Origin of the sequence: Streptomyces mirabilis, from assembly GCF_039503195.1 — a bacterium.
Lineage (GTDB): Bacteria > Actinomycetota > Actinomycetes > Streptomycetales > Streptomycetaceae > Streptomyces > Streptomyces mirabilis_D.
The window spans coordinates 9,666,829-9,690,921 of record NZ_JBCJKP010000001.1; the positions used below are offsets into that span (position 1 = coordinate 9,666,829).

Sequence of the window (24,093 nt, forward strand, 5' to 3'; positions counted from 1 at the left end):
CGGCCTGGAGATCTCCCGCTGGAGCATCGTCTACTACGCCTCCTTCGTCCTGCTCGCCTCCTTCGTCCTCGTCAACGTCCTCATCACCTCGCTGGACGAAGCGCGCGAGACGGAGGCGGACGAAGCCGAGGAGATTTCGGCCGGGGCGCCCTCGCGGGTGCAACCGACGCTCCTGGGCACGAACTGCGCGTTCGTATCGCCAAGGCGCGACAGGCCCCGACGAGCTGGAGGAGAGCCTTGCACGACTCCCCGTGTCTCACCCGAGCGCGGCGGAAGCGAATGTGCCGTCCCCTTCTGGACGCAGCCGAGATGGAGGGACGCGGCAGACGACCCTCGCCGGCTGGCCGCTGCGTTCGTCGGCGCGGGCATCGCGGAGCGTTCGGCGCCGCCGATCCCGAAGGCGCCGACTGGATCGGTCCGGTTGCACTGGGCGTCGCCGCGCTGGACCGTGCCAAGCTTCGCCACTGACACCGTGCCCGGCCCGTCCGAGTCCGGGACGGCTACGCATGCGACCATGCGGGTGGTGGCGAAGAGTGATCCGACCGGGCGGGCACGGCTGCGCGAGGCAGCTTCGGAGCTGTTCGCCGAGCACGGCTTCGCGGCGACCTCGACGCGGTCGATGGCAGCCGCGGCCGGCCTCTCACCGGCGCCCGTGACATGGCACTTCGGCTCCGAGCAGGGCCGGCGCGCGGCGGTCGACGAGTACGTGCTGGACCGCATCGGCGAGCAGCTCCGCGACCTGGACTCCGTGGAACCCGGCAGGGCCCGATGGTTTCGCTCGGGGAGGGCTCCGCCCGGGTCTTCGGCGCGGACCCGGTGCTGCGTGGCTACCTGCGCCATGTCCTGCTGGAGGACAGCGCGGCGAGCGCGAAACTCTTCGGCTGCCTCCTGCCCGGCGCCCGTGCCGAGGCGGAGCGGCTGTCCGAGGTCCACGGGGAGCAGGCGCCCGACGAGGAGTGGGGGCCCTTCCAGGTGCGCTGCCTGATCCTTGGGCCGTTGCCGCTGGAGCGGGTGATGCAGCCCAACCTGGACGAGCCGATGTTCGGCCCCGAGGCGCCGGCCCACCGCAGCGAGGCCAACCAACAGCTCCTGCTGCGGGGCTACTACGATCTGCCGGGCCGCGGCGGTTGCCGGGTTTGCGGCGAGTGCCGTGACGCGGGATCAGCCCTTGTCGTCCTTGCTGTGTCCGTTCTTCCCCTTCTGGGTGTGCTGTTGCCTGCCCGAGCCTTCGTCCGCGTTGTTGCCGGGCTCCTCACCACCGGTCGGGGGCGTGCTCAGAGTCGAGGGCGCGCCCGGGGAGGGACTCGTGGTGCGAGGCGGGTCCGTCGGTGGTGTCTCCGCCGAGCTGTGGTCGGGGGAGAACCACGTCATGCCGACCAGCAGCGCCGCGAGGAAGACCACCAGCGCGGCGACGGTGCTCACCGTCCTCGACCGTTGTACGACGAAGGCGCGAAGTCCCGAGCGCTGCCGACGCGGCGTCCGGTGGGCTCCAGCGGTGCTGCCGACGGCGGACGGGAAGGCGTACGTGGTCGCGGAGCCGGGGGCCGCTCCGGCCGTGTTCGTTCCGGGCCCTGCGACCGCCCCCGAGGCGGACGAACGCGGCGCCTCCGGCGCGGTGCGCGGCGCGGCTGCCGGGAGGGGCTCGGGGCGCCCCCTCCAGGCACCGGTGGCGAACCATTCGGCCGTCTGACGTGCCGTGGGGCGGTCTTCGGGCCGCTTGGCGAGGAGACCGAGCAGGTAGTTCTCGAAGGCGGGCGGCAGACCGACGCCGAGCTCCCGCGGTGGTACGGGGGCCGTGTCGAGGTGGTGGTGGAGGATCGCGACGGCGCTGCCGGCGTGGAACGGCGGTCTTCCGGTGAGGAGTTGGTAGAGCAGGCAGCCGAGCGAGTAGACGTCGGACGCCGGTCCGGCGGGCTTGCCGAGGGCGCGCTCGGGAGCGAGGTACAGGCTGGTCCCGACGATCTGACCGGTCGCGGTGAGCGCGGCACCCGGGTCGTCCACGAAGCGCGCTATGCCGAAGTCGCCGATCTTCACGGACCCGTCGGCGTCGAGGAGAAGGTTGCCGGGCTTGATGTCCCGATGCACGATGCCCTGTTCGTGTGCGACGGCGAGCCCTGCCGCCGCCTGGGCGGCGATGAGGGCCACCTCCTCGGCCGGCAGCGATCCTGCCTGGGAGAGCACGTGGGCGAGACTGTCGCCCTCGACCAGTTCCATCACCAGGAACAGACGGCCTTCCTGCTCGCCGAAGTCGAGGACGCCGACCACATGGGGGTGGCTGAGCCGACCCGCGGTCCGGGCCTCCAGGCGGAAGCGAGAAGAGGCGGTGGGGTCGGAGTTGTGGGCGAGCAGGAGCTTGACTGCCACTGCTCTGCCGAGTGTCTCGTCGTACGCCCGCCAGACCTCTCCCATCGCGCCGCGTCCGATGGTGGTTTGCAGCCGGTACCGGCCCGCTATCAGCACCTGTTACTTCATCCTCACGCAGTGAGACGACTCGACCGCTGCAGGCCATGTCCCTGCGAGGGGACGGATGATGGTGGGGGTGCCGCAGCTGCCCCAGCCTACTGGCAGGCTGACCGCGACATGATCTTCTTCGGGGTGTTCGTCCGTGCCACCGCGCTTCCGATCCGTCGTGCACTGTGCAGTACCGCCCGGTCGAGACACCTTTGACCGGGGAGAACTTCACCCGAACCCTCTTCGGCCGCTCCGTTGCGCCCGAGGGGCTGGTGAGGTGGTGCTCGTGTTCGGAGACCCTGACCCGGTCGTTCCAGCCACCGTTCAGGTGGGGATGACCATGTACGGACCCCAGAGGGTCGAGGAGGCTGTCGCCTGTACTGCGGTCAACTCCAAGACCGGCATCGGCTCGACGTACTAGAAGGAATCCAGTGGTGGCACCGCTTCCAGAGATCACAGCCCTGTTGGGCGAACCCCGGTTCAACTGGTCGGATCCGGTTCCATGGATCGAGCTGGAGCAGGAACTCGGTATCGAATTTCCTGCGGACTTCCGTGAGATCGTGGACGCCTACGGTTCGATCGAGATCAACAGGCAGTTGTATCTGAAGCACCCCGCCGGCCATTTGCTGCACAGCCTGGGAGAAAACATCAGGGGGGATCTCGAGCTCTGGCGCGAGGAGGACATGGCGGAGTTCCTGCGGAGTCCGGTAGGGGCGAACCCCGGGGATCTGATGCCGGTGGCGTCGGCCACGACGGGCGAGGCGGTTTTCCTTCGCATCCCCGACAACCCCTCCTCGCCCTGGCGCGTCGTGGTCCAGGAGTTCGACAGTCCGGCCTGGACTCTCCACGAGATGACGTTCAGTGAGTGGTTGCTGGCTTATCTCAAGGGTAGGGACGTGACGTTGTGTTCTCGCAACTTCGCAGTGGAGCGACCCTTGGCCGGTTCGAGGCTGTCGATGAACCGGCGCAGCGTCGCGTTGCGGGCCCAGTTGGGATTCCCGACGCGCTGCGACTGCACGTTGTTCCGGCAGATGTCGAGTTCGTCGGCGCAGAGCTTCTTCGCCGGGATCCGCGCGGCGAGTTGCGGTGCCAGGACGCTCGTGTACTGGATGCGCGGTGAGTACAGGTGCGCTCCCACCGCGATGTACGACCCAGCACGGCCGGCCCCACGTTGACCGGCGGCCGGGCGGCGCCCATCTCGTCCATGACCGCTGCGAAGTGGCTGGGCGGCGCGAGTGCCACGGTGCCCAGGAAGCGCAGCCTCGGTGCCCACCGGGCCGCGTCTTACTGGTCGGGGGAGGGGTACAGGTTCGCGTGCCGGGGAGGGGGCAGACCGGCCCCATACCCGTCGCGCCGTGGTCCCAGGAGATCACCGGCCAACCCCCGCGGGGAGCAGCACCGCGGGGGACGAGGAGGAAGCCCGTGACAGCGATGGGCTCCCCGTGCAGTCCGACCGAGCGATACATGATCCGCATCGCGCGGGAGCTGACGCTCTGCAGGCGGGTGGACACCGTCATCGGCTCGGACGCCAAAGATGTCCCGGTGACGACCTCTCCAGCGTCCTCCGGCTCGGATTCTGGTAGAAGTCCCGTTGCGGCGAGGACCCGGCGGCTGCGACGACGGTTCCTACCGCGTTCACTGTCCCCGCGAGGAAGGCCAGCACAGTCAGCAGGCAGAGCAGGGCGCGAGCCGGGCCCGCCCCTCAGCAGCGGCATCACTGTTCGACACCTGTCGAGTGCGGGGTGTCGTAGAGGTCGACGGCGCTGGAGGTCCGCGGCAGGGAAGTTCTGCAGCGCCTCATTGGTGAAGATCAGCTGCGCGACGTGCTGCCGGGTTGCGGCCGCCGCGCTGTCCGACGGATATGACGAACGCGGAGTGGGCGGTGGTCCGGCCGTCGCTGCCGGTGCCGGGCTGGATGCGTGGCCGGGTCGGGCCTCCGGAGGCGTACTGCCACCGGGCGATGCTGGACCAATGCCACGTAGTTAAGGGCGAGTTGGCGCTGTCAAGGGCGAGGTGAGAAGAGGAGACCTCTGCTATTCAGGGGATCGACCAAGATCTACCTGAGGAAGCAGAGGCCCTGTGGCTCAGTCTGTCACGGGCGGAACCGACGTGTTCGCGCCCGGTCATATCGGTGAGTTGACGCAGGTCATCCCACTCGAGCTGGTGGATGCGGTGCTGGACGAGACCGGGGCTCGCGAGCGACGACTGCGAAGTCTCCCCTCACGCGTCGGGGTGTACTTCGTACTCGCGCTCGGGTTGTTCGGGGACCTGGGAACCGGTCTGGTGTGGGGCAAACTCGTGGCCGGACTGACCGTCATGGTGCCGCGACCATCGGAGAAGGCACTTCGCGATCTCCGTCGGCGGGTCGGCGTGGCCCCGCTCAAGCGGCTGTTCGACGTGCTGGCCGGCCCGCTGGCCCAGCCGTCCACGCCCGGAGTGCGTTACCGCCGCTGGCGCACGGTCGCCTTCGACGGCTGTGGGAGCCTGAACGTCCCCGACCACGAACGCAACTGGTCCTGGCTCGGCCGAACCCAGCGCCGTCACGGTCCAACGGGCTACCCCCGGCTGATGCTCATGACTCTGTGCGAAACCGGCACCCGCGGCCTGATCGGCGCCGTCTTCGGCCCCGCCAGCAAGGGTGAAACCGACTACGCTCACGACCTGGTCGGCCACCTGACCTCGGACATGCTTGTTCTGGCAGACCGCGCCTTCGACAGCAACAGACTGCTGGTAGACATCGCGGCTCAAGGGGCCCAGTTCCTGATTCGCGCCACCAGCGTCCGACGCCCGCCGGTGCTGGCACTGCTGCCCGACGGCTCCTACCTGACCCGGATCGGTGACCTCTCGTTGCGAGTGATCGAGGCCGAGGTCCGCTCCTGTACCGCCGACCGCGGCGTGTTCGGCGGGACCTACCGCCTGCTGACCACACTCACCGACCACTCCAGCGACCCCGCCGACCACCTGGTGCATCTTTACCACGAGCGTTGGGAGATCGAGATCGCATACCTGGCGCTCCGTCACACCCTGCTCCGGGGGCGAGTCCTGCGTTCGAAGGACCCGGTGGGGCTGACGCAGGAGATGTGGGCACTGCTCACTCTCTATCAAGCCCTGCGCTCTGTCATGGTTACCGCGGTGGAGACAGCATCCGGCTGCGATCCCGACCGAGCCGCTTTCACCGTCGCTTTGGAAGCCGCCCGCGACACGGTCATCAGCTCAGCCGGAACCACTCCCGCCGCTGAGCCGATCATCGGTTGCGACCTGGTGGGACGCATCGGGGCCCGCGTCCTCCAGACGCTGCTTCCCGGCCGTCGGATGCGGCTGTCCACCCGCATCGTGAAATGCGGAACCTCCCGCTACAACAACTGGAATCGCGATGGTCGATCTCGCGGCAGCACGTCGATCACGACCATCGAGATCAGTGTTCGTCCACCGAGCCTCACTGGCACGCGCGCCCGACACCGGACCGACTCCGGCCGCTGGGACAGGGTCTGCCAGATCTTGGCGATGAACTCCAACGAGTCCATGCACGCCCGTGAGATCGCACAACGCCTCGGCCTCACCGTTACGGGACGCATCCTCAGCGGCTTCAACGCGCAACTCTGCTACTGGGCCCGAAACGGACGGCTCATTCGTACGGCGCCGAGCACCTACAAGATCACATTCCCTGATGGCTTGACACCGCCAACTCGCCCTTAACTACGTGGCATTGGATGCTGGACGCGATCCGCCACCTGGTGGGCAAATGGCACCAGGTGGCGGGCGGGGCCGGCCGATTTCCCGCCCTGGGCGTGTCTACGTGTTCTTCCGCCGCTGACGTGACCACGGCCCGGTGAGGGAGTTCCACGTGCGGCCGGGTGGTCACCGCCTCCTTCGCCCGCTGCCATCCTCGAGCCGCTCGACCCGGATGACGGACACCCCGTCGAGGTCCAGCAGCAACGTCATATCGTTGACCAAGCCCGCGGCTCCTCGGTGATCCTTCTGCGTAGAGAACAGAAATAATCAACCAGGACCACGGGCGTCCTGCATCCAGGGTCCAACCAACCCACGAAGCACGGACCGTGACGACTGGTCAGTGTAAGAGCCGACCCGCACCGCTCAAATTCGAATACCCCGGAAACGTACGCGGGGCAACGGCGCGTGTACGGCGGTGGACGATGTCGGAAAGCCGGATGCGGGAGAACCGCCTGCCCGGTTTGAAGCGGCGGGGACTGAAAACGGAGCACCAGCCACCGCGCCAGTCCCCAACCCTACGAACAACGTCCGTTCATCGCCCAGATGTGCCCTCTGAAGCCGCCCTGTGCTCCCACGTGGGCACGCACAAAGAAACCCCGCCAGGAATTACCTGGCGGGGTTCGACCTCATCGATCTGTCGAGATCACTCTTCGTTCAAGGCAGCTCGCAGGTAGGCGATCAGATCACCGGCCGGCACCTCGACCCAGCTGGCCCCTGGCAGCCCTACGCGCATGACCTCATAGAGTTCCCCGTTCACCTCGTCCACCAGAACCTGACGGCTCCTTCCGTCCATCGCATCCACGCACAGGCGCACGGCACCGTGCGAGATGGTCGGGAACATGTCCCGCAGTACCTCATCCGCACGGAGGCGGCGCAGGAGGTTCCATCGGCGCCGGTTGAAGTCGGACGACAGGAGTTCAGCCCACTGAGAAGAGGTGGGCTCTCCGCGTTCGAGCGCCCCGACGAATTCGTCGAGCTCCATGAACTCGAATCTCTCCTCCAGCTCGTCGAGCGGTATGCCTTCCCGCCATGCGGCGACCGCTTCCACAAGCAATCCAAGATCCTCCGTGGAGCCGATCTCCCAGTCGAACCCGGGAATGCCGACACTCAACCGAAAAAGGCGTTCCTCGGTCGCAGGATCGACCGACAGGAAACCCCTCGTCGTTTGGATGCTGACGACGTCGACGGCCCACGGTCCCAGCCCGGTGTCGCACCCGCGCAGCTGTGCTGCCTCTCGCATGGCTGGCCCAAGGCCACCCGAAGCAGTCACGTCCGGGTACAGGTCTTTCCGGTGGGCGTCCATATTCATCGGATTCCTTGACCGTGGTGGCAGTACCCGAATTTGCCCCCGTCTACGGGCTTAAGTTTCCCCAACTGTGACAGATCCGGCATATCCATCGGCTTGAACTGCATGGTGCCATCGGGACGCGGATAAGAGAACTTTACCGAACTCCACGCGCGTTGACCATTGGCGACGGCTCTCGCGATCAAGGACATCTCGTAGTCTGTGGAATGGCCGGCTTCACCAGCCGGCAGGCCGCGCTTGGCAGCGTCCATGAAGTCTCCGAATCGTTCCAGTCCCGTCATCTTGACGTGCAGCTCCACGTTCGGGTCGGCGATGGCCTTCCTCGCCGGCGGAACGAAATCCTGCGCGCGCGGGGCGAAGTCGACGAGCACGTTCATCAAGGTCACGACGGTGACTCTGGCATCTTCTCGTGCTGGCCCACGCCTGGATGGTGTTCGAGGAGCTTGTCGAGGGCGGTCTGCCCGTCGTCGACGGCGGCGCGTTCATCATCGGTGAGCGGGATATTGGCCAGCATCTCCTGCAGGTTGTCTTTCGCCTCCAGCAGCTGGCCCTTGCTGGATTCCATCGGGGTGTAGAAGTCGCAGCGTGCGCAGGCCATGCCGTGCTGGCACCGCTCGAAGAGGGTGGAGGTGCACCAGCCGTGGCCGAGGTCGTAGTACTGCCAGGGTTCGCCGCCGGCGGCGGCGCCGGAGGTGACCGCGTCGCGGTCGACGACGACTTCGATGGTGCGTACGTTCCTCGCGAAGTAGCCGGCGTCGTGGTCAGCGCTGGCTCGGGTGTTCGGGGTGAGCTTCGCGTAGTGCATGGTCGCCTCGGGAGTTCGGTGGCTCAGCCATTCCTGCGGCTCAAAGAGAAGATGGGTGATCACCTCGCGGCGGCGCGGTCGGAGACCAGGCCGGCCACTCCCGAAGAACACCGAAGGCATCCGGTGCAAGCTGAAACGCCTGGTCACACGGGGCACCCTCACCGAATCCGAACCCGGCCTGTTCACTCAGCCCCGCACCTGACCACCAACCCACCCCGCCGACCAGGGCCCCTTACCCAACCCCAAGACCGAAGCGGGCATTACGTCACGTACGGCACTCTCAGAGGCGACCGAACTGGATCAATGCTGTTGCCGCATTGCTTCCTCGACCCTTGCCCTGGTCCGCCTTATCGCCCATGGGCCGGCTATCAGGACCGCAAGAGCAACCACACCCGAACTGACCAAGGTTTCGATCCACGGTGTTCCGCTCTGCCTCCACACCACGATCGTCGACGCAGTAGCCACAGCGTCGACCCCGAGCAGGACTGCCCATAGGCGGCCCGTAGACATCGATCTATCAGACATAGGCCGTACCTTACGACGTGGTGCGTGATCATGATCGAGGCACTGCCGAGGCATGAAGTAGGCCGTGCGGCTTGGGTGTTGTTGTGATGCAATACCTGGGCTGCACGGCCTTGTCCAAGCGTATCTTCACCGGCCGCCAGCCGCGGCGGCTCGGCAAACTCGTCGTCGAGGTCGCCGGCGCCTGGATGGCAGCTGAGGAGTCCCGGCTGCGAGAACGTCGAGGTCACGAGCGTATGCGCGCGCCCGGGGCGGGCCCGGACCACGAGCTGGTGTTCGTCGACCGCGTCGTCGTCACCCTGGTGGCGCTGCGCTTCCAACTCCCGCACGCGGCCCTGGCGGAGCTCTGTCGGGTAGACCGCTCCACGGTCACCCGCGCGATCCGCGAGATCCGTCCGCTGCCGGCTGCCCGCGACTTCGCCGTCCCCGGCCACCCCGACCTGCGACTTCGTACCCTGGCGGACGTCTTCGCCTATGCCGCGGCCGAGGGCGTCGAGCTGCGCATTGACGGCACCGAGGTCCAGGTCCGCCGCCCGTGCGCGAACAAGCCGGGCCGTCGCGCGTACGTCTCGGGCAAGAAGAAGATGAACACCAAGAAGGCGACCGTCGTCACCGACGGCGAGGGACGCACGCTGTGGGCCGGGGCGTTCCGCCCCGGCCGCATGCACGACCAGACGGCGCTGCGGACCGAGGGCACCGCCGACCTGTTCGAGCGGTTTCCCGAGGTTGAGGCCAAGGTCGACGCCGGGTACCGGGGCCTGGCCAAGGAGTTCCCCAACCAGGTCCAGGCCCCGCCGCTCAAGCCGAAGAAGGACGCGACACCGGCGGAGGTCGCCACCTGGGACGCGGAGCGTCACCAGCAATCCTCGGAACGGATCTGCGTAGAACACGCCCACGCCGAGCACAAACAGTGGCGAACCCTCCAGCGGTTTCTCGGACGACGCGAATACTTCGAGGAGACCTACACGGCCGTAAGTCGGCCTAGTCTCCGACCGCGCCGCCGAAAGGTGATCACCCATCAGCCGAACCGCCAGGCCGGCACCCCCAGCCCTCAATCGCGCACCACGTCGTTAGTCGGTCCGGATGGTCGCAGAACGGGCCCCACCGGACAGCCGCTTCCCATCCCCGAGGAGCCACAGGTTCCTCGCGAGGAGTGACGGCTACGGGCAGCGGGACCCGATGTGCTCCGGCCTCGCCGTTCCCCGAGGGTGACGCCGAAGCCGAAACGGATGGCGGCATGCGTGATGCGCTCGGTGCGCAACCGTAATACTCCCTTCCGGACCCGGACCCGGACCCGGACCCGGACCCGGACCCGGACCCGGACCCGGACCCGGACCCGGACCCGGACCCGGACCCGGACCCGGACCCGCCCGGGTGTCGCCGGACCCTTCCCCGTCCAACCGGGAACGTTCCCGGCGCTCCGGACGTTGTAGCGAGTGGTTGTAGTTGAAGTTTGCGAACGTGGAAGCGCCCGCGGAGTTCTGGCAGCGGGTGCTTCGCCGTTCTCGGGGGTTTTCTTCGACGGCTGGCGGCTGGCAGCCCGGGATCGTGCGAGTGCGCGTTCTCCGCACTTCTCGCCACCTCGAAGGAGACGTCACGTGGCTCAAGGAACCGTGAAGTGGTTCAATCCGGACAAAGGTTTCGGCTTCATCGCCCCCGATGAGGGCGGCGCCGACATCTTCGGCCGCCACTCAGTGATCGACACGGGGGGTTTCTGCTCCCTGGAGGAGAACCAGCGGGTGCAGTTCACCGCCAGCCAGGGCCCCAAGGGCGTGCAGGCCGACCAGGTCCGCGCGCTCTGAGACACCTCAATCTGAGGCAGGCCCCGCGCCGCGGACCTGCCTCGTGCTGCTTCCGAACGGCTGCCACTTGCGGTGCCCCGCCGTTGTGTCGGACGCAGCGCCCGTGTACGCCGAAAGGAACACTGTGACCACTGACATCACCATCCGGGGCACCGGTCCGGCGGATCACACCGAGATGGCTAAACCCCCGCCCGGCGGCCGGGGCAGCGACTACGCCGCACTGTCCCGCGAGGTGAAACAGAGCGGGTTGCTGAAACGGAGGCCGGGCTACTACTTCGTCAAGGTCGGGGCGAACCTGTTCCTGCTGGCCGCGGGCTGGGCCGCGTTCGCCCTGATCGGACAGTCGTGGTGGCAGCTGCTGACCGCAGCCTTCCTCGCGGTGATGTTCACCCAGACCGGGTTCATCGGGCACGACGCCGGACACCACCAGATCGCTGCCTCCAAACGAGTCAACAACGTGCTCGGCCGTGTGCACGCCGACTTGCTGATCGGCCTCAGTTACGGCTGGTGGATCAACAAGCACAACCGGCACCACTCCCACCCCAACCACGTCGACCGCGACCCCGACATCGCCGACGGCGCGATCGCCTTCACCCAGGACCACGCCCGGGTCCGCAGCGGAGCGTACGCATGGCTGGCCCGTCACCAGGCCTGGCTGTTCTTCCCGATGCTGCTCCTGGAAGGACTCGCCCTGCACATCGCCGGAGTACGGGCGCTGCTGGACCGCACCGGTACCGCAACCTCGCGGGCGGCCAAACTGGCCGAGGCGGGACTGCTGACGGCGCATCTCGGCGGCTATCTCGCCGCCGTGTTCCTGGTCCTGTCTCCCGTCCAGGCCGTGTGCTTCCTCGTCGTGCACCAAGGGCTGTTCGGGCTGTACATGGGGTGCTCGTTCGCCCCCAACCACAAGGGCATGCCCGTCTTCGCCAAGGACGACAAGATCGACTTCCTGCGTCGGCAGGTACTGACCTCACGCAACATCCGGGGCCACCGGTTCACCGATTTCGCACTTGGCGGACTGAACTACCAGATCGAACACCACCTGTTCCCCTCCATGCCGCGGCCCAGCCTGCGCCATGCCCAGGAACTCGTGCGCACCTTCTGCGCCCGGCACGGCATCGCCTACTACGAGACCGGACTCCTCGACTCCTACGCCCAAGTGCTGCGGCACCTCCATGCGGTCGGCGGCCCCCTGCGCCCCGAAATGGAGTACTGAGCACCTGCCGCCGGTGCCGGTCGACGGACATACGCTGAGCGCCGTCTCGACGGAGTGCGGCGGGCACACCCTCCAGGAGGACGTCGCCGCCCGCGTCCGCGCCGTCTTCCCCGTCCTGGGCAGCCCGGCCGGCCTCGCCGCCGAAGCGACCGTGTGCGCGCAGCTGCTGCAGACCGGCGCTCGCTGTACGGGCGCGGCCGGACGTCGCCGGACGGCAGTTGCAGGGCGTCGAAGGCGATGTAGGGGGCGGGGCGTTGGGCGGCGAGGCGGTGGGCGCGGGTGGGGGAGGAGGCAGCTCGGGCTCGTGCGGCCTCGACGTACCCGATGTACATGACATCGGGAGGCGCCCGGGCTGCGGCCGGCGGCATGCTCTCCTTGAAAGTGACCCCGGTCGCCGTCCCATCCAAGTGTGATGTCTCGGTGGGCATGGCCCCGTCCTCACATCCCGGCCATGCCGCTACCGGTGAGGCCCGGAGCCAACGCCGGGACCCAGAAAACGGCGCCGGCCAGGGCGATCGAGGCGATTCCCACGGCACGGGCCACCAGGCGGCCGGCCGGAGCCAGCTTCTCAGTGGTGATCACCGCGGTCAGGACCGCCATGGCCCACAGGTTCATCACACCGAACGCCGTCAGCAACACCATCAGCGACCAGCAGCAGCCCAGACAGAAGGCCCCGTGGTGGGCTCCGGCACGCAGATCGCGCGAGGGCCCCGGGTACGAGGCGTAGCGCAGCATGAGCCCGATCGGCGAGCGGCACCTCGCCAGGCAGCGGTCTTTGAGGGGCGTGAGTTGGTAGACGCCGTTGACCGCGAACACGGCCGCGGCCACTGCGGTTCCCGCCACGGCGGGGAGGCTCGCCGCGCGGCCCAGGCCGGCGGCCAGCCCGTACGCGGGCAGTCCGGCCGTCGCCCAGACAAGCAGGTAGGCGACCGTGAAAACGACCATGCGCGGTGCCCGGTGCACGGTGATGGTGCGGGCGTACAGCGCAGCGACGGGCGCCGTGGCGGGCAGCATCATCGCAGCCGTCATCAGTGTCCACATGGTCAGGAAAGGGAGCAGGCCCAGGCCCATGGTGCCCGGTATCGCCTGTATGCCGCCCCAGCGTGTCACCACCCAGACCCAGGCGGTAGCCGCCGCGACCAGCAGCAGTCCGGCGGGATTCGCCCCGCGGCGGACGGTGACCTGCCGACCGGTCACGCTGACCACGTGAAGGGCGCCGAATGTCCGTTGCCGCCGGAGAAGTCCCAGGACCGGCCGTACACGCCGTCGCCCGTCGCCCGGGTGGACCGGGCAATGGTCAGCGTGCTGTTCACCGGGTGGAACATGCCGGTCAGGCCCATGACCGGACCGTCCTCGCCGAACTGTGGGGCAATTTGGTCCTCGATCTCGATGTCGATGGCGCTGCCCACCCGTGCGGCGTGGCGGCGGCCGTCGTCGCGGTAGTCGATGGGAACGCGCTCCGCGCCGAGGACCTCGCCGATGAGCGGAGTGAGCGCCGCCATCGGCCCGCCGGCCTGGCCGGAGAAGACCTTGCCCAGCGCCTCCGCCTGGCCGTCGTCGGCCGAAGCGTCTAGGTACAGCGCCACCTGCCAGCCGCCTTCGGCCATCACCCGGGGCGCGTCGATGAAGACGGCGACGCTGCGGTCGGAGACGTCCACGCCGTCCACGTTCCCGCTGTCCACGTGGAACGCGAAGGTCACCTGGCAGCGTTCGTGGTCGGCCGGTGCGGTGAGGCCCGAGGTGGTGCAGGGGCACACCACGTCGCAGTTGCAGCTCTCCAGATACGTGCCGCTCAGATTCCAGGGCATGGCTCTTCGCCTCCCTCTTCTACGTCCCCCTCAGTAACGGGAATGCATCGGGAGGCTCCGTTCCGTCCCGGTGCCGCTCTTCTCCAGACTATTCCCGACGACCCCCGTCGCGCAGATCCGCAGCCAGCGCAGCTCACCGTCCTGACACCGGGTCGTGGGGGCGCCCGCGGCCCTGGATTCGACGACGTCCTCTTCATCGCCCGTTCGAACTCCGAGCTCTGGTGGTCGTGGCCGGCGCGCTCGTCGCCCGCACCACCGAGATGCCGAAGGTCGCGCACCTGTGATCCGGCACCGTCGGGGGTGGAGACGTCATGTTTTGGGCCGCACGACTTCCCGCCCTACAAGACCGTCTACGACTACTACGCGAAGTGGGAGGCCGACGGCACCACCCAGCAGGTCCACGACCCGTTACGCGACAAGACCCGTCGGGCACATCGATGTCGAGGTGGTGCAGCGGCCACGGGTGAAGGGGTTCGAGCCGCTGCCGAAGCGGTGGGTGATCGAGCGGGCCTTCGGCTGGCTGATGCAGCACCGTCGCCTGGCGCGGGACTACGAAGCTCTTCCGCGGAGATCCCTGACGATGATCCACTGGGCGATGGCCAACAAAATGTCCGCGAACTGACGGGAGAATGAGCGCCAACCTGGCGAATCGAGACGGACATCCCACTCACTTCCGCGTGAACACTGATCAGATGCTCTCTTAAGCGAACGGACGTGGGAGATCTGGTAGCGAACAGACGTGGGAGGACTGGGACCTGTGCCCTACAGGCCACCACGTGGAGCGGGTGAGATGGCGACCCGACCCATGCGAGCGGGTGGGTCGCTGGGCAGGGACCGTACGTATGGTCAGATGCATACGACCCCTGTCCTCCCGGCGCGGTTCCGTGGTCAGTGCCGTCCGGCCGTCGTGCGGCGGCGCATGACGAACAGCACGCCTGTGCCGGCGGCGATCGCCGCGGCGGCCGATCCGGCGATCAGACCGGTGTCGCTGCCGCCTCCGGTCTCGGCGAGCCTGGTCCCCGCAACGGGCGAGGAAGCGGACGTCGAAGGGGCTGAGGACGTCGAGGCCGACGGCGCGGCGGCCGGCGAGGTCGGTGTGACGCCGGCGGTCGGCGACACCGAGGGGGCCGGCCCGACCGTCGGGGTGCCGGACGTGGGGGAAGTGGCCGGCACGCAGGGGGTGTCAGGGGAGATCGGCAGGTCCGTCAGGCGCTCGTCGACGAGGTTGCCCGCCGTCACCGAGACGTTCCATTGGTAGCCCTGGAGCCACGGCACCGGGATCGTCGTGCTCGCACCTGCCGCCGTGGGGTGGTCGATGTGTCCGGTGCCGACGGTTTCGCCGTCGGTACCGACCGCCATCCGGATCCGCACGGTGATGTCCGCGGGCGTGCCGGAGGGGTCCTTGTCCGTGATCGTGATGGCGGCCCGGGCCTCGCCGGTGCTGGTGTCGCACGTCGCCTTCGCGCTGAAGTCGCCGATGCTGCAGGCATAGGCGTCACCGGAGGCCAGGAGCACGGCAGCGGTTGCGGTCACGGCGGCAGCGGTGACGGCACGCTTGGATATCACAGGTCCCTCCCCAGGGAATGTTCCACGTGGGGTGCCCGGCTCGGGGCCCCCGCTGGCCGCGGGCGCACGCCCGCGGATGGCTTCGAGGAGCCCAAGGGCCCGGTCGGAGCGGCTCATCATGTCACCTATCCCCATGGGGAGCCTGAACGCGCCCCCTAGCTGAGACGTCACCCAGCTCAGGGCGACAAGCCGCTGAGGGGGCTGCCCGTAACGCTGAAGGCCTCCCACATATGGCGGTCGGCGCCACCGTGGACCTCACCACGATGCGCAGGAAACCGCCATGAGTCAGGAACCGGCCGCACGCCAGTCGATCCTGCGGCTGTCCGGGATGCTGGAGACCCTGTAGGCCCGCCTCGTGCGGGCCCATGGAGGCGAGCTCGGCCACCTTGACTTCCTCCAGGTCCTCTGTCAGGACGAGATCACCCGACGCGAGAGCGTCGCCTTCCAACGCCGCCTGTGCGAAGCGAAGTTCGAGCAGCGGGTCACCCTGGAGGAGTTCGACTTCGCGGCCTCCCCGAAACTGGCCGCCGCCCAGATCCGCGACCTGGGAGCTTTGCGTTGGCTGCACGCGGGCGAGTCCGTCATCCTGTTCGGCCCGGTCGGGGTCGGCAAGACCCACGTCGCCCAGGCCCTCGGTCACCTGGCCGTCCGCCAGGGCGCGAACGTCCGCTTCGCCAAGACCAGCCGGATCCTGGCCGAGCCGGCCGGCGGCCACGCGGCCCTGCGGACCGGCCGGGTTATGTGCCGGCCGCACCGCCAGTCCTACAAGCGTCAGCCCCGCATGGCCAAAGACATGGTGGTGATCAGCGAGCGTCCCGCAGAAGCGGCAGACCGGGCCATTCCTTGGCACCGGGAAGGCGACCTCATCATCGGCAAGGCCGACAAGTCCGCAATCGGCACACTCGTCGAGCACTCCAGCCGCTTCGTCGCCCTCATCCACCTGTCCGACGGCCGCCGGGCCGCCCAGGTCCGCGACGCGCTCATCCAGGCAGTCTCAGCCCTCCCCGCTCATCTCAGACGCTCTCTCACCTGGGACCAGGGTTCCGAGATGCACCTGCACAGTGAGTTCAGCACCGCCACGGACATGCCGGTCTATTTCTGCGATCCCGGCAGCCCCTGGCAACGCGGTTCAAACGAGAACACGAACGGCCTGCTCCGGCGGTACCTTCCCCAGAGCACCGACCTGGCCCGCGACGGACCAGAAGAGCTGGACGCCGTGGCCGCCGAACTCAACAGCCGCCCACGCAAAACGCTCCGCTGGGAAACCTCGGCCGAGCGCCTCGCCAAGCTCCTGGCAACAGCCAGTTGATCACCTGTGTTGCAACGACCCCTGGAATTCGCCCAGGACGGGGAGGAGTCCCGCAGCGGTCAGGCCTGAACTGCCTCACCCAGCTCCTTGCCTGGATTCCGACTGCGTCCAGGCGCGGAACACGCACTGTCGAACAGTGAGATGTGGGTCACCTCCGGGGGCGTCGATGTCACATTCCGGGGGCTCGCCTCCCTCTCAGGGTGAAACCGTAGCGACCGCGGCAGGAGGCACTCATGAGCTCCGACACCCGGCCTGGCGCTCTGTGGAAGTCCCTGGCCAGGCGGCATAGATGGCGACACGCTCCCCGGCGTCCTGGTCAACGGCAGCCTCAGCGCTACGGGATTGTCCGAAGTGGCAGCAGGGGGCTGCCAGACAAAGCCGCGGCCGGAAAGCTCGATGCCCGACAGGACTTCGACCGGCCTCGCCCAGCCCGACGGCACACGCCACGGGGGACCTTTAGGCCCAACGGGCCGACGAGAAGGGAAAGATCATGACCAGGTATCGGAAGACGGGGCGCGTACTGACCGCCGGCGCGGCTCTGCTGGGTGCACTGGCGCTTTCGGGACCGGCGCACGCCGCCAACCGCACCTCCATCGTCGCCTACGGCGCTTACACCCGCGCGCAGGCCGTGTCCTACGGTGCGAACGGCGCCGTCAGGATCTGCGACGTCCATGCGGACGGCTACGGGGTCGCCGTCCACTACTACCGCAAGATCGGAAACCTTCAGACGCTGTCGAACTTCAAGGGCAACAACACCTGCAGCGAAACCACCGACATCCAGAGCAATCCCATCGTCCTCTTCACGGCATGCGTGGTCATCGACAGCGTCGACTACTGCAACACCCAGTACGCAGACACCGGCCGGTAGCCCGCGCGCTCCCACGGGGTGCCGCACGGGCATGACCACCCCGGACAGCAATGAGGCCTGCGGCGGCCGAAGGCGGTGGTGGTGGCGGTGACGCGGCGCAGAGGTCGCGTTTGGGGTCTCCCGTCCCGGCCTGGAGACCCTGTTCCAGGCGGCTGACGGAATGACAGCACCCGCCGGATCTATGGCCGGCCGCTGGCTGCTGGAGACCAGCTACGGGCCCTGCGGCGCGGCGGTACTGGTCCTGGCCACCGGCCCGTGGCACGTCCCGCGCCGCCTGGAGGTCCCCGGAATCGAGGAGTTCAACGGTCCCGTGTTGCATACCGCCCGGTGGGACCACGGCGTCGACTCGGCCGGGCGGCGGGTGACCGTGGTGGGGAGCGGGGCCTCCGCCGTCCAGGTCGTCCCGGCCATCGAAGCCCAGGCTGCGTCCGTGGGCCTCTTCCAGCGCACCGCCCAGTGGGTGCTGCCCAAGTCCGATCTGCTGCTACCCGCGGCGTTCAACCGGCTTCTGGACCGCGTACCCGGTGCGCGCGGCGCCCTGCGTGCCGGGCGGTACGCCCTGCAGGAAGGCTTTGGCCACGCCTGCCGCCGCCCTCAGGGTGCCCGCCTCCTCGAGGCAGGCACCCGCGCACACCTGCGGCTCGCGGTCCGCGACCGGCAGCTACGCCGGCAGCTGACACCGGATTACCGGTTGGGCTGCAAGCGTCTTCTGACGTCCAGTCCAGCACCTTCTACCGGGCCCTGTCTCAGCCGCATACACCCCCGACGCACCTGCCCGGCCCTTTCCCCCGCCCTCTCGGACAAGGCCGCAGCCTGGAGACCGTACAGGAGCAGCGAACGCAGAGCAGCCATGACATGGTGCCCGATACCGACGCCCCACCACTGTGAGCTCCACGACCACTTGCTTCCCGGCACAGGCCCGGTCCGGTCATTGCCTCACGGATGATGCTTCGCCCGCTTCACCAGCCTCCGGCCGCGCGGACAGGTACTAGCCCTCACCTGCCTGCCTGCCGAGGTGCGAAGCGGCGGCGATCAGGCGGGCCGCAGCGGACAGTGACCTTACGCCGAGTCTCGCGAACGCAACCCGAACGACGGCGCATTCAGTCGGGGACGTCGCCGACTGGATGCTTCCCTACGACCGCGAGCGCCGGCCGAGCGTAAGCTGAGGCAACGGGTGGCGAACGTCTAGGGGTGCAGGCATGAAGTACATCAGGCTGGGCTCGACAGGGCTGAAGGTCTCGCGGGTCTGTCTCGGCATGATGAGCTACGGCGACCCCGCCCAGCGCGCATGGTTCCTGGACGAGGAGGCGGCCGAGCCCATCGTGCGGCGGGCAGCGGAGGCCGGGGTGACGTTCTTCGACACCGCGGACATGTACTCGCACGGCGTGAGCGAGGAGATCACCGGACGGCTGCTCGACAAGCTCTTCCCCCGCCGTGACGACTATGTGCTCGCCACGAAAATCTATTTCCCGATGGCCTCCGGACCCAACGACGGCGGCCTGTCGCGCAAGCACATCCTGTCCGGCATCGATGCCTCGCTGCGGCGACTGGGGACCGACCACGTGGATCTGTACCAGATCCACCGGTGGGACTACGAGACGCCGATCGAGGAAGTCATGGAGGCCCTGCACGACGTGGTGCGCTCCGGCAAGGCGCGCTACATCGGCGCGTCCAGCATGTACGCCTGGCAGTTCGCCAAGGCCCAGCACGTCGCGGAGACACACGGCTGGACGAAGTTCGTGTCGATGCAGAACCACTACAACCTGACCTACCGCGAGGAGGAGCGTGAGATGATCCCCCTCTGCCTCGACCAGGGAGTGGGCTGCCTCCCGTGGAGTCCACTGGCGCGCGGGCTGCTCGCCGGTTCACGCGAACGCGGCGGCAAGCAGCTCACGGTCCGCGCGGGAAGCGACCAGTACGCCGAAGAACTGTACGGGGACGCCGACTTCGACGTGGTCGACAGGGTGCGCGAGGTCGCCGGTGAGCGGGGGCTGCCGCCCGCACAGATCGCCCTGGCGTGGTTGCTGGGCAAGCCGGCGATCAGCGCACCGATCGTAGGCGCGACCAAGCTGAACCACCTGGACGACGCGGTCGCGGCGGTGGGGGTGTCCCTCAGCGAGGAGGAGATCGCCCGCCTGGAGGCCCCGTACCAGCCACACCGAGTCCTCGGCCACTCCTGACCGCGGCCGGTGCGCCGGACTCCGGCACTTCTTCCATTGAGGTGCCCGCCGGGCGGTCGTCCCTGGCCGGCCGGCGGACGTGCCGGATCAGACGGTGCTCAGGCCGGCGGCTTCGTCTGCACATGTGCTTCGACCAAGGAGCACACATGCCCGGCACGTGGGCCGTGCGGATGAGTCTGCTGCACCACGATGCCCGGCAGGAGGCATTGGCGAACTGTGATGCTTCCGGGGCGAGTTCTCCTCCTGCCTCACAGCTCGTACGGACGCACTGTTCGAGCTGTCTCACGCCCTTCTGTGCGGCGACGGGCCGGTGAGGCCGCTGGCCGAGCTGTCGCTCGGGCGAACACCGCCGTGGTCATGGCGGGCTCTGCACTGCTGTCGCCCAAGGCCGCGTCGATGCCGGCGGCTGCGGCGGGCCCTGGCGGCGGTGCCCTGGTCGCGGGCTGCCGGCGGTCGGCATCCGCGCCGGGGAGGCGGCGGGACCCTTCGATGCCGACGCCGCTGGAAGGCTCCTTCCGCAGTGCCCGTCTTTGCGTGTCCCGGCCGCGTGCTGGTGGGACTACGCGTCTGCCTCGCATCGTGCGAGAGCACCGGCACCGCCCATGGCCTCCGGGCCGCACGACCCGCGCTTGGAAGGTAGAACGAGCTCAACTCACTGCCACGCCGTAAGGGCTGTTGCCGACGGTGACCGTTGCGAGGACCTTGCGGGATGTGGGGTCGATGACCGTGAGGGTGCCCGCGGCCTGCTCCGTGACGTAGATGGCGTGGCTGGTGACCTCAAGGTTGAACGGGTCGGTGCCGGGAGGGCCCACGGAGAGGGCCGACGAGACGCGGTTGCTGGCGATGTCGATCACAGAGACCTTGCCCGGGCCGAGAACGGCGGCGTAGACCGATTTGGCGTCCGGCCCGATTGCCACGTCGAAGGGGCCTTCGCCGACGGGCACCTCAGTCGTCCTGCGGGTGCGGGTATCAACGGCCAGGACGCGTGCTGCGACCTCGTCGGCGACGTAGGCACAGGCTTCTCGATGACGCCGCCCACTACGCGGACCTGGGCCAGGCGAGGGCGTACGCCCGGTCATTCGGGTGCGCGGACGTGCCCAGCGCCGGTTCTCGATCGCCGCTCTGGCCTGTTACAAGCAGGGCGAACGCGCACGTCTGATCCACCGGCCCAAACGGCACGTCGATCACAAAGGGGGCGGCAGACGCAGTTTCACCTGGACTGATGACAGGGATCTACTGATCACCGCCCGCCAGCGGCTCGGCGCCCCGATGGCGCTCGTCTGGGACTGTGACAAGGGCGGGGTCTCGTTCGGACCACGGCCTGGCTCGGTCTGGAACTGACCTCGCTGTCCCGAGAGTCGATCTGCGACCGTGGTGAGAACGGGCGTGCCGACCCGGCGAAGGGACGTGTCTCCACAGGGGCTTTCGCATGGGCATCGTCACAGTCTTGACCGCCCGTATCCGTCGAGCCGGCTTCAGCCAACCGGTCCGGACGGAGGCACCCGTGCCAACCGCGACGGTCGATCAGCGTCCCAAAGAGGCTGGTCACAACAAGAGCTGTGAACTCGGTCCGGGCGTGGATACGCATAAGGACGTCCACGTTGCCGCTGTCCTCACCGTGTGGGGTGCCCTGCCGGCCACACGATCGTTCCCGGCGGCCCGGGCCGGATATCGGGATCTGTTGGCGTGGGCCTGGCCCGACGCCCCACGAGAGCAACCTGCGGAGCACCTGTGTCCAGGAGGCGGTGCGGGGCCGGGATCGAAACGAGCCGAACATGTCTTTACCCGTGCGTTTCGCACAGTGAGCTCGTGACAGTCGTGACTGTCAGTGCCCCAGGTCGGCTTGCGAGTCTCTTGGGCGGGCCACGGAAGGGGAGGCATGGACAAGCGGTACGAGGTGTACGCGTTGGCGGACGCGCACTTCTACGAGACACCCGACCGGCTGGCGACGGGCGTCGCAGGGGCGGCTCAGGGGACTGTTCCCCTGTTCGATACGGCACGCAGGCCCATCCCCGAGGGCTGGGCGAGGGCCCGCGTCGGCGACTGGCTGACACTCACGCCGCTCGGCGCGGACGGCGCCCCGGCGGCGGCGCCGGCCCAGGGCTGGAAGATCCACGCCTCGGCCACCCGGGCGAACGCCGATCGGATCGCGGCGATGGTGTGGGACTACTGCTTCCCCCGCCGCATCCCGTTCAAGTTCGTGCCGGGCCCGCATCTGCTGCATCTGCGCAACACCAAGTACGCGGGCCGCGACACCAGCGGCAAGTTCGTCACCGTCTACCCGGCCGACGAGGAGCAGCTGCACACGGTCCTGCGCGAGCTGGGTTCCCTGTTGGAGGGCTTCGAGGGCCCCTACATCCTCACCGATCTGCGCTGGCACGACGGGCCGCTGTACGTCCGCTACGGCGCGTTCGCGCGCATGTACGTCGTCGACGAGCGGGGCTCGCTCGTGCCGGCGGTGCGCGACGGCTCGGGCACGTTGGTGCCGGACCGGCGGGCGCCGTCCTTCCAGGTGCCGGAGTGGGTGACGCTGCCGGCGTTCCTCGAGCCGCATCTCGCGGCGCGCAACACCACGACGGTGGGTGAGCTGCCGTACCGCATCGAGAAGGCGCTGCACTTCTCCAACGGCGGCGGAGTGTACGCCGGCACCGACACCCGGGACGGGCGCAAGGTGGTGCTCAAGGAGGGGCGGCCGCACGCGGGGCTGGCCTCGGACGGGGCGGACGCGATCGCCCGGCTCGAGCGGGAGAAGCGGGCTCTGGAGGCAGTGGCGGGGACCGGGGTGGTGCCCGAGGTGCGGGACTGGTTCACCCTCGGCGACCACCGCTTCCTGGTCATGGACTTCGTGGCGGGGCGCCCGCTGAACTCCTTCTTCGCCGAACGGCACCCGCTGCTCTCTCCCGACCCCGACCCGCAGGCCGTCGCCGCGTACACGGCATGGGCGGTGAGCATCCACCGGGCGGTGGAGTGCGCGGTGGAGAAGGTGCACGCGCGCGGGATCGTCTTCAACGACCTGCACGTCTTCAACATCATGGTCGCGCCCGACGAGGAGTCGGTGTTCCTGATCGACTTCGAGGCGGCCGCCCCGGCCGAGGAGAACGGCCGCCAGGTCGTGGCGCATCCCGGGTTCTTCGCGCCACCGGACCGCCGGGGCGCCGACGTCGACCGGTACGCGCTGGCGTGTCTGCGTCTCGCCCTGTTCCTGCCCGTCACCACGCTGCTCGTGGTCGACCGGGGCAAGGCGGCCCATCTGGCCGAGGTGATCGCGCAGCAGTTCCCGGACGTGCCAAGGGAGTTCCTGGACGAGGCGGTCGCGGAGATCACCCGCGATGTCTGCGGCACCGGGGCCCCTGTCGGCGGGACCGGCGCGCCGGAGCGGGTGCCGTCGGCCCCCGCCTCCCGGGTGGAGCCGGGCGACTGGCCGCACAGCCGCGACTCGATGATCAAGGCGATCCTCGCCTCGGCGACCCCGGAGCGCGACGACCGGCTCTACCCCGGCGACGTCGCCCAGTTCTCCGACGGCGGCGGCCTCGGCCTCGCGCACGGCGCGGCCGGCGTCCTGTACGCCCTGGCGGCGGCCGGCGCCGAACGCCACGACGAGGGCGAACGCTGGCTCCTGGACCACACTGCCCCGGCCCCGACGGGCACCCCGCTCGGTCTGTACGACGGTCTCGCGGGCGTCGCCCACACCCTCGACCTGCTCGGACACCGGCAACGGGCCCTCGACCTGGTCGACGGTATCCTCCGCGAACGCTGGCAGCATCTGTCCTCGGACCTCCAGGGCGGCCTGGCCGGCCTCGGCCTGGTGCTGGGGCGACTGGCCGCCACGACCGGCGAGTCGGAACTGCGCGAGCGGGCCGCCGAGGCCGCCGACCTCCTCGTACGTCGCCTCGCCGAACCGGCGAAGGCCGCGCCCCGGCGACGGGCCGGGCTGATGCGGGGCGCGAGCGGGCCCGCGCTGTTCCTCCTCCGGCGGTACGAGGAGACCGGCGAGCGTGCGCTGCTGGAGGCGGCCGGCGTGGCGCTGCGGCGGGACCTGGAGTGCTGTGCCGAGCGTGAGGGGGGCGCGGTGGAGGTCGACGAGGGGTGGCGGACCATGCCGTATCTCGGGGACGGGAGCGTGGGCGTGGGGCTCATGCTCGACGACTATGCGGCGCACGTTCCGGACGCCGGGGCGGAGTTCACGCGGGCCCGTGCCGGCATCGTCACTGCGGCCACCTCCCGTTTCTACGCGCAGCCCGGCCTCTTCCAGGGACGTGCCGGGATGATCCTGCACCTCGCCCGCACCACCGCACCGGGGGCGACGCGGGCACGGCTCGACGAGCAGATCGCCGGGCTGGGCTGGTCGGCGATGCCGTACCAGGGCCAACTCGCCTTCCCCGGGCACCAGATGATGCGCCTTTCCATGGACCTCGCCACCGGAACGGCGGGCGCGCTGCTCGCCCTCGCCGCAGCCTTCGGCTCGGGCGACGAGGGCGTTGCCGCGCACCTGCCGTTCCTTCCGCCGCCGCATCGGCGGCCCCTATGA

19 protein-coding genes and 6 pseudogenes are annotated in these 24,093 nt (G+C 68.8%); 17 read left to right on the top strand and 8 right to left on the bottom strand.

Annotation, left to right across the window (positions count from 1 at the left end; genetic code table 11):
• The first annotated feature begins 514 nt into the window (after positions 1-514).
• Positions 515-985, top strand: a complete 471-nt coding sequence (locus tag AAFF41_RS43885) for a TetR/AcrR family transcriptional regulator (RefSeq protein WP_343325826.1) — start codon at positions 515-517, stop codon at positions 983-985.
• Positions 986-1,161: 176 nt separating this feature from the next.
• Here the strand turns inward: AAFF41_RS43885 and AAFF41_RS43890 are convergent, their stop codons facing one another.
• Positions 1,162-2,460, bottom strand: coding sequence for a serine/threonine-protein kinase (locus AAFF41_RS43890; RefSeq protein WP_343325827.1), 1,299 nt, complete (start codon positions 2,458-2,460; stop codon positions 1,162-1,164).
• 277 nt (positions 2,461-2,737) lie between these two features.
• On the opposite strand from AAFF41_RS43890, the gene AAFF41_RS43895 reads away from it, so the two are divergent.
• The 3 genes from AAFF41_RS43895 (at position 2,738) to AAFF41_RS43905 (ending at position 6,147) form a co-directional block, all read left to right on the top strand.
• Positions 2,738-2,872, top strand: a complete 135-nt coding sequence (locus tag AAFF41_RS43895) for a hypothetical protein (protein ID WP_319751047.1) — start codon at positions 2,738-2,740, stop codon at positions 2,870-2,872.
• Between the two features lie 10 nt (positions 2,873-2,882).
• On the top strand, positions 2,883-3,626 hold the full coding sequence (locus tag AAFF41_RS43900; protein WP_343325828.1) for an SMI1/KNR4 family protein: 744 nt from the start codon (positions 2,883-2,885) through the stop codon (positions 3,624-3,626).
• Positions 3,627-4,530: 904 nt separating this feature from the next.
• On the top strand, positions 4,531-6,147 hold the full coding sequence (locus tag AAFF41_RS43905) for an IS4 family transposase (RefSeq protein WP_425526208.1): 1,617 nt from the start codon (positions 4,531-4,533) through the stop codon (positions 6,145-6,147).
• Positions 6,148-6,826: 679 nt separating this feature from the next.
• Here the strand turns inward: AAFF41_RS43905 and AAFF41_RS43910 are convergent.
• The 3 genes from AAFF41_RS43910 to AAFF41_RS43920 are packed head-to-tail and all read right to left on the bottom strand — an operon-like array spanning position 6,827 to position 8,357.
• Positions 6,827-7,492 (bottom strand): hypothetical protein, encoded by a 666-nt coding sequence (locus AAFF41_RS43910; RefSeq protein WP_343325830.1) that lies wholly within the window; start codon positions 7,490-7,492, stop codon positions 6,827-6,829.
• Entirely contained in the window at positions 7,489-7,875 is a 387-nt protein-coding gene (locus tag AAFF41_RS43915; RefSeq protein WP_343325831.1) for a hypothetical protein, read from the bottom strand. The genes AAFF41_RS43910 and AAFF41_RS43915 overlap by 4 nt, the downstream gene beginning before the upstream one ends.
• Positions 7,872-8,357 carry a hypothetical protein gene (locus AAFF41_RS43920; RefSeq protein ID WP_343325832.1) on the bottom strand — a complete coding sequence of 162 codons (486 nt, stop codon included), beginning with the start codon at positions 8,355-8,357 and terminating at the stop codon, positions 7,872-7,874. Before AAFF41_RS43920 ends, AAFF41_RS43915 begins: the two co-directional genes overlap by 4 nt.
• A 548-nt stretch (positions 8,358-8,905) precedes the next feature.
• Between AAFF41_RS43920 and AAFF41_RS43925 the strand changes: the two are divergent.
• The 3 genes and pseudogenes from AAFF41_RS43925 (at position 8,906) to AAFF41_RS43935 (ending at position 11,834) form a co-directional block, all read left to right on the top strand.
• Positions 8,906-9,827, top strand: a pseudogene (locus AAFF41_RS43925) (transposase family protein).
• Between the two features lie 587 nt (positions 9,828-10,414).
• Positions 10,415-10,618, top strand: coding sequence for a cold-shock protein (locus AAFF41_RS43930; protein WP_319750897.1), 204 nt, complete (start codon positions 10,415-10,417; stop codon positions 10,616-10,618).
• Positions 10,619-10,742: 124 nt separating this feature from the next.
• On the top strand, positions 10,743-11,834 hold the full coding sequence (locus AAFF41_RS43935; RefSeq protein ID WP_319750896.1) for a fatty acid desaturase family protein: 1,092 nt from the start codon (positions 10,743-10,745) through the stop codon (positions 11,832-11,834).
• 438 nt (positions 11,835-12,272) lie between these two features.
• Here AAFF41_RS43935 and AAFF41_RS43940 read toward each other — a convergent pair whose 3' ends face one another.
• Positions 12,273-13,031, bottom strand: coding sequence for a DUF2182 domain-containing protein (locus tag AAFF41_RS43940; protein WP_343325833.1), 759 nt, complete (start codon positions 13,029-13,031; stop codon positions 12,273-12,275).
• A complete protein-coding gene (locus tag AAFF41_RS43945) occupies positions 13,028-13,642 on the bottom strand; it encodes a DUF1326 domain-containing protein (protein WP_319750894.1) in 615 nt (204 codons plus the stop codon). The genes AAFF41_RS43940 and AAFF41_RS43945 overlap by 4 nt, the downstream gene beginning before the upstream one ends.
• A 445-nt stretch (positions 13,643-14,087) precedes the next feature.
• Here AAFF41_RS43945 and AAFF41_RS43950 point away from each other — a divergent pair, with 445 nt between their 5' ends.
• Positions 14,088-14,264, top strand: coding sequence for a transposase (locus tag AAFF41_RS43950; RefSeq protein ID WP_415925940.1), 177 nt, complete (start codon positions 14,088-14,090; stop codon positions 14,262-14,264).
• Between the two features lie 266 nt (positions 14,265-14,530).
• On the opposite strand, the gene AAFF41_RS43955 is transcribed toward AAFF41_RS43950, so the two are convergent.
• Positions 14,531-15,175, bottom strand: coding sequence for an LAETG motif-containing sortase-dependent surface protein (locus AAFF41_RS43955; RefSeq protein WP_343325834.1), 645 nt, complete (start codon positions 15,173-15,175; stop codon positions 14,531-14,533).
• Between the two features lie 313 nt (positions 15,176-15,488).
• On the opposite strand from AAFF41_RS43955, the pseudogene AAFF41_RS43960 reads away from it, so the two are divergent.
• The 6 genes and pseudogenes from AAFF41_RS43960 to AAFF41_RS43985 form a co-directional block, all read left to right on the top strand.
• Positions 15,489-15,926, top strand: a pseudogene (locus AAFF41_RS43960) (ATP-binding protein); the annotation flags it as partial.
• Positions 15,927-15,929: 3 nt separating this feature from the next.
• Positions 15,930-16,517, top strand: a pseudogene (locus AAFF41_RS43965) (IS30 family transposase); the annotation flags it as partial.
• 490 nt (positions 16,518-17,007) lie between these two features.
• Entirely contained in the window at positions 17,008-17,385 is a 378-nt protein-coding gene (locus AAFF41_RS43970; protein WP_319750892.1) for a hypothetical protein, read from the top strand.
• 160 nt (positions 17,386-17,545) lie between these two features.
• On the top strand, positions 17,546-18,331 hold the full coding sequence (locus AAFF41_RS43975) for an NAD(P)-binding domain-containing protein (protein WP_343325835.1): 786 nt from the start codon (positions 17,546-17,548) through the stop codon (positions 18,329-18,331).
• A gap of 253 nt (positions 18,332-18,584) precedes the next feature.
• Entirely contained in the window at positions 18,585-19,565 is a 981-nt protein-coding gene (locus AAFF41_RS43980; RefSeq protein WP_319750890.1) for an aldo/keto reductase, read from the top strand.
• A gap of 170 nt (positions 19,566-19,735) precedes the next feature.
• Positions 19,736-20,022: pseudogene (locus AAFF41_RS43985) on the top strand (transposase); the annotation flags it as partial.
• Positions 20,023-20,212: 190 nt separating this feature from the next.
• Here AAFF41_RS43985 and AAFF41_RS43990 read toward each other — a convergent pair.
• Entirely contained in the window at positions 20,213-20,509 is a 297-nt protein-coding gene (locus AAFF41_RS43990; RefSeq protein ID WP_319750889.1) for a YncE family protein, read from the bottom strand.
• Positions 20,510-20,568: 59 nt separating this feature from the next.
• Here AAFF41_RS43990 and AAFF41_RS51930 point away from each other — a divergent pair.
• From AAFF41_RS51930 to lanKC, 3 genes and pseudogenes are all read left to right on the top strand, one after another.
• A pseudogene (locus tag AAFF41_RS51930) lies at positions 20,569-20,852 on the top strand (IS630 family transposase); the annotation flags it as partial.
• 289 nt (positions 20,853-21,141) lie between these two features.
• Positions 21,142-21,255 (top strand): annotated as a pseudogene (locus AAFF41_RS43995) (IS110 family transposase); the annotation flags it as partial.
• A 189-nt stretch (positions 21,256-21,444) separates the two neighbouring features.
• The gene (gene lanKC, locus AAFF41_RS44000; protein WP_319750888.1) at positions 21,445-24,093 is read left to right on the top strand and encodes a class III lanthionine synthetase LanKC; all 2,649 of its coding nucleotides are present in this window, start codon (positions 21,445-21,447) and stop codon (positions 24,091-24,093) included.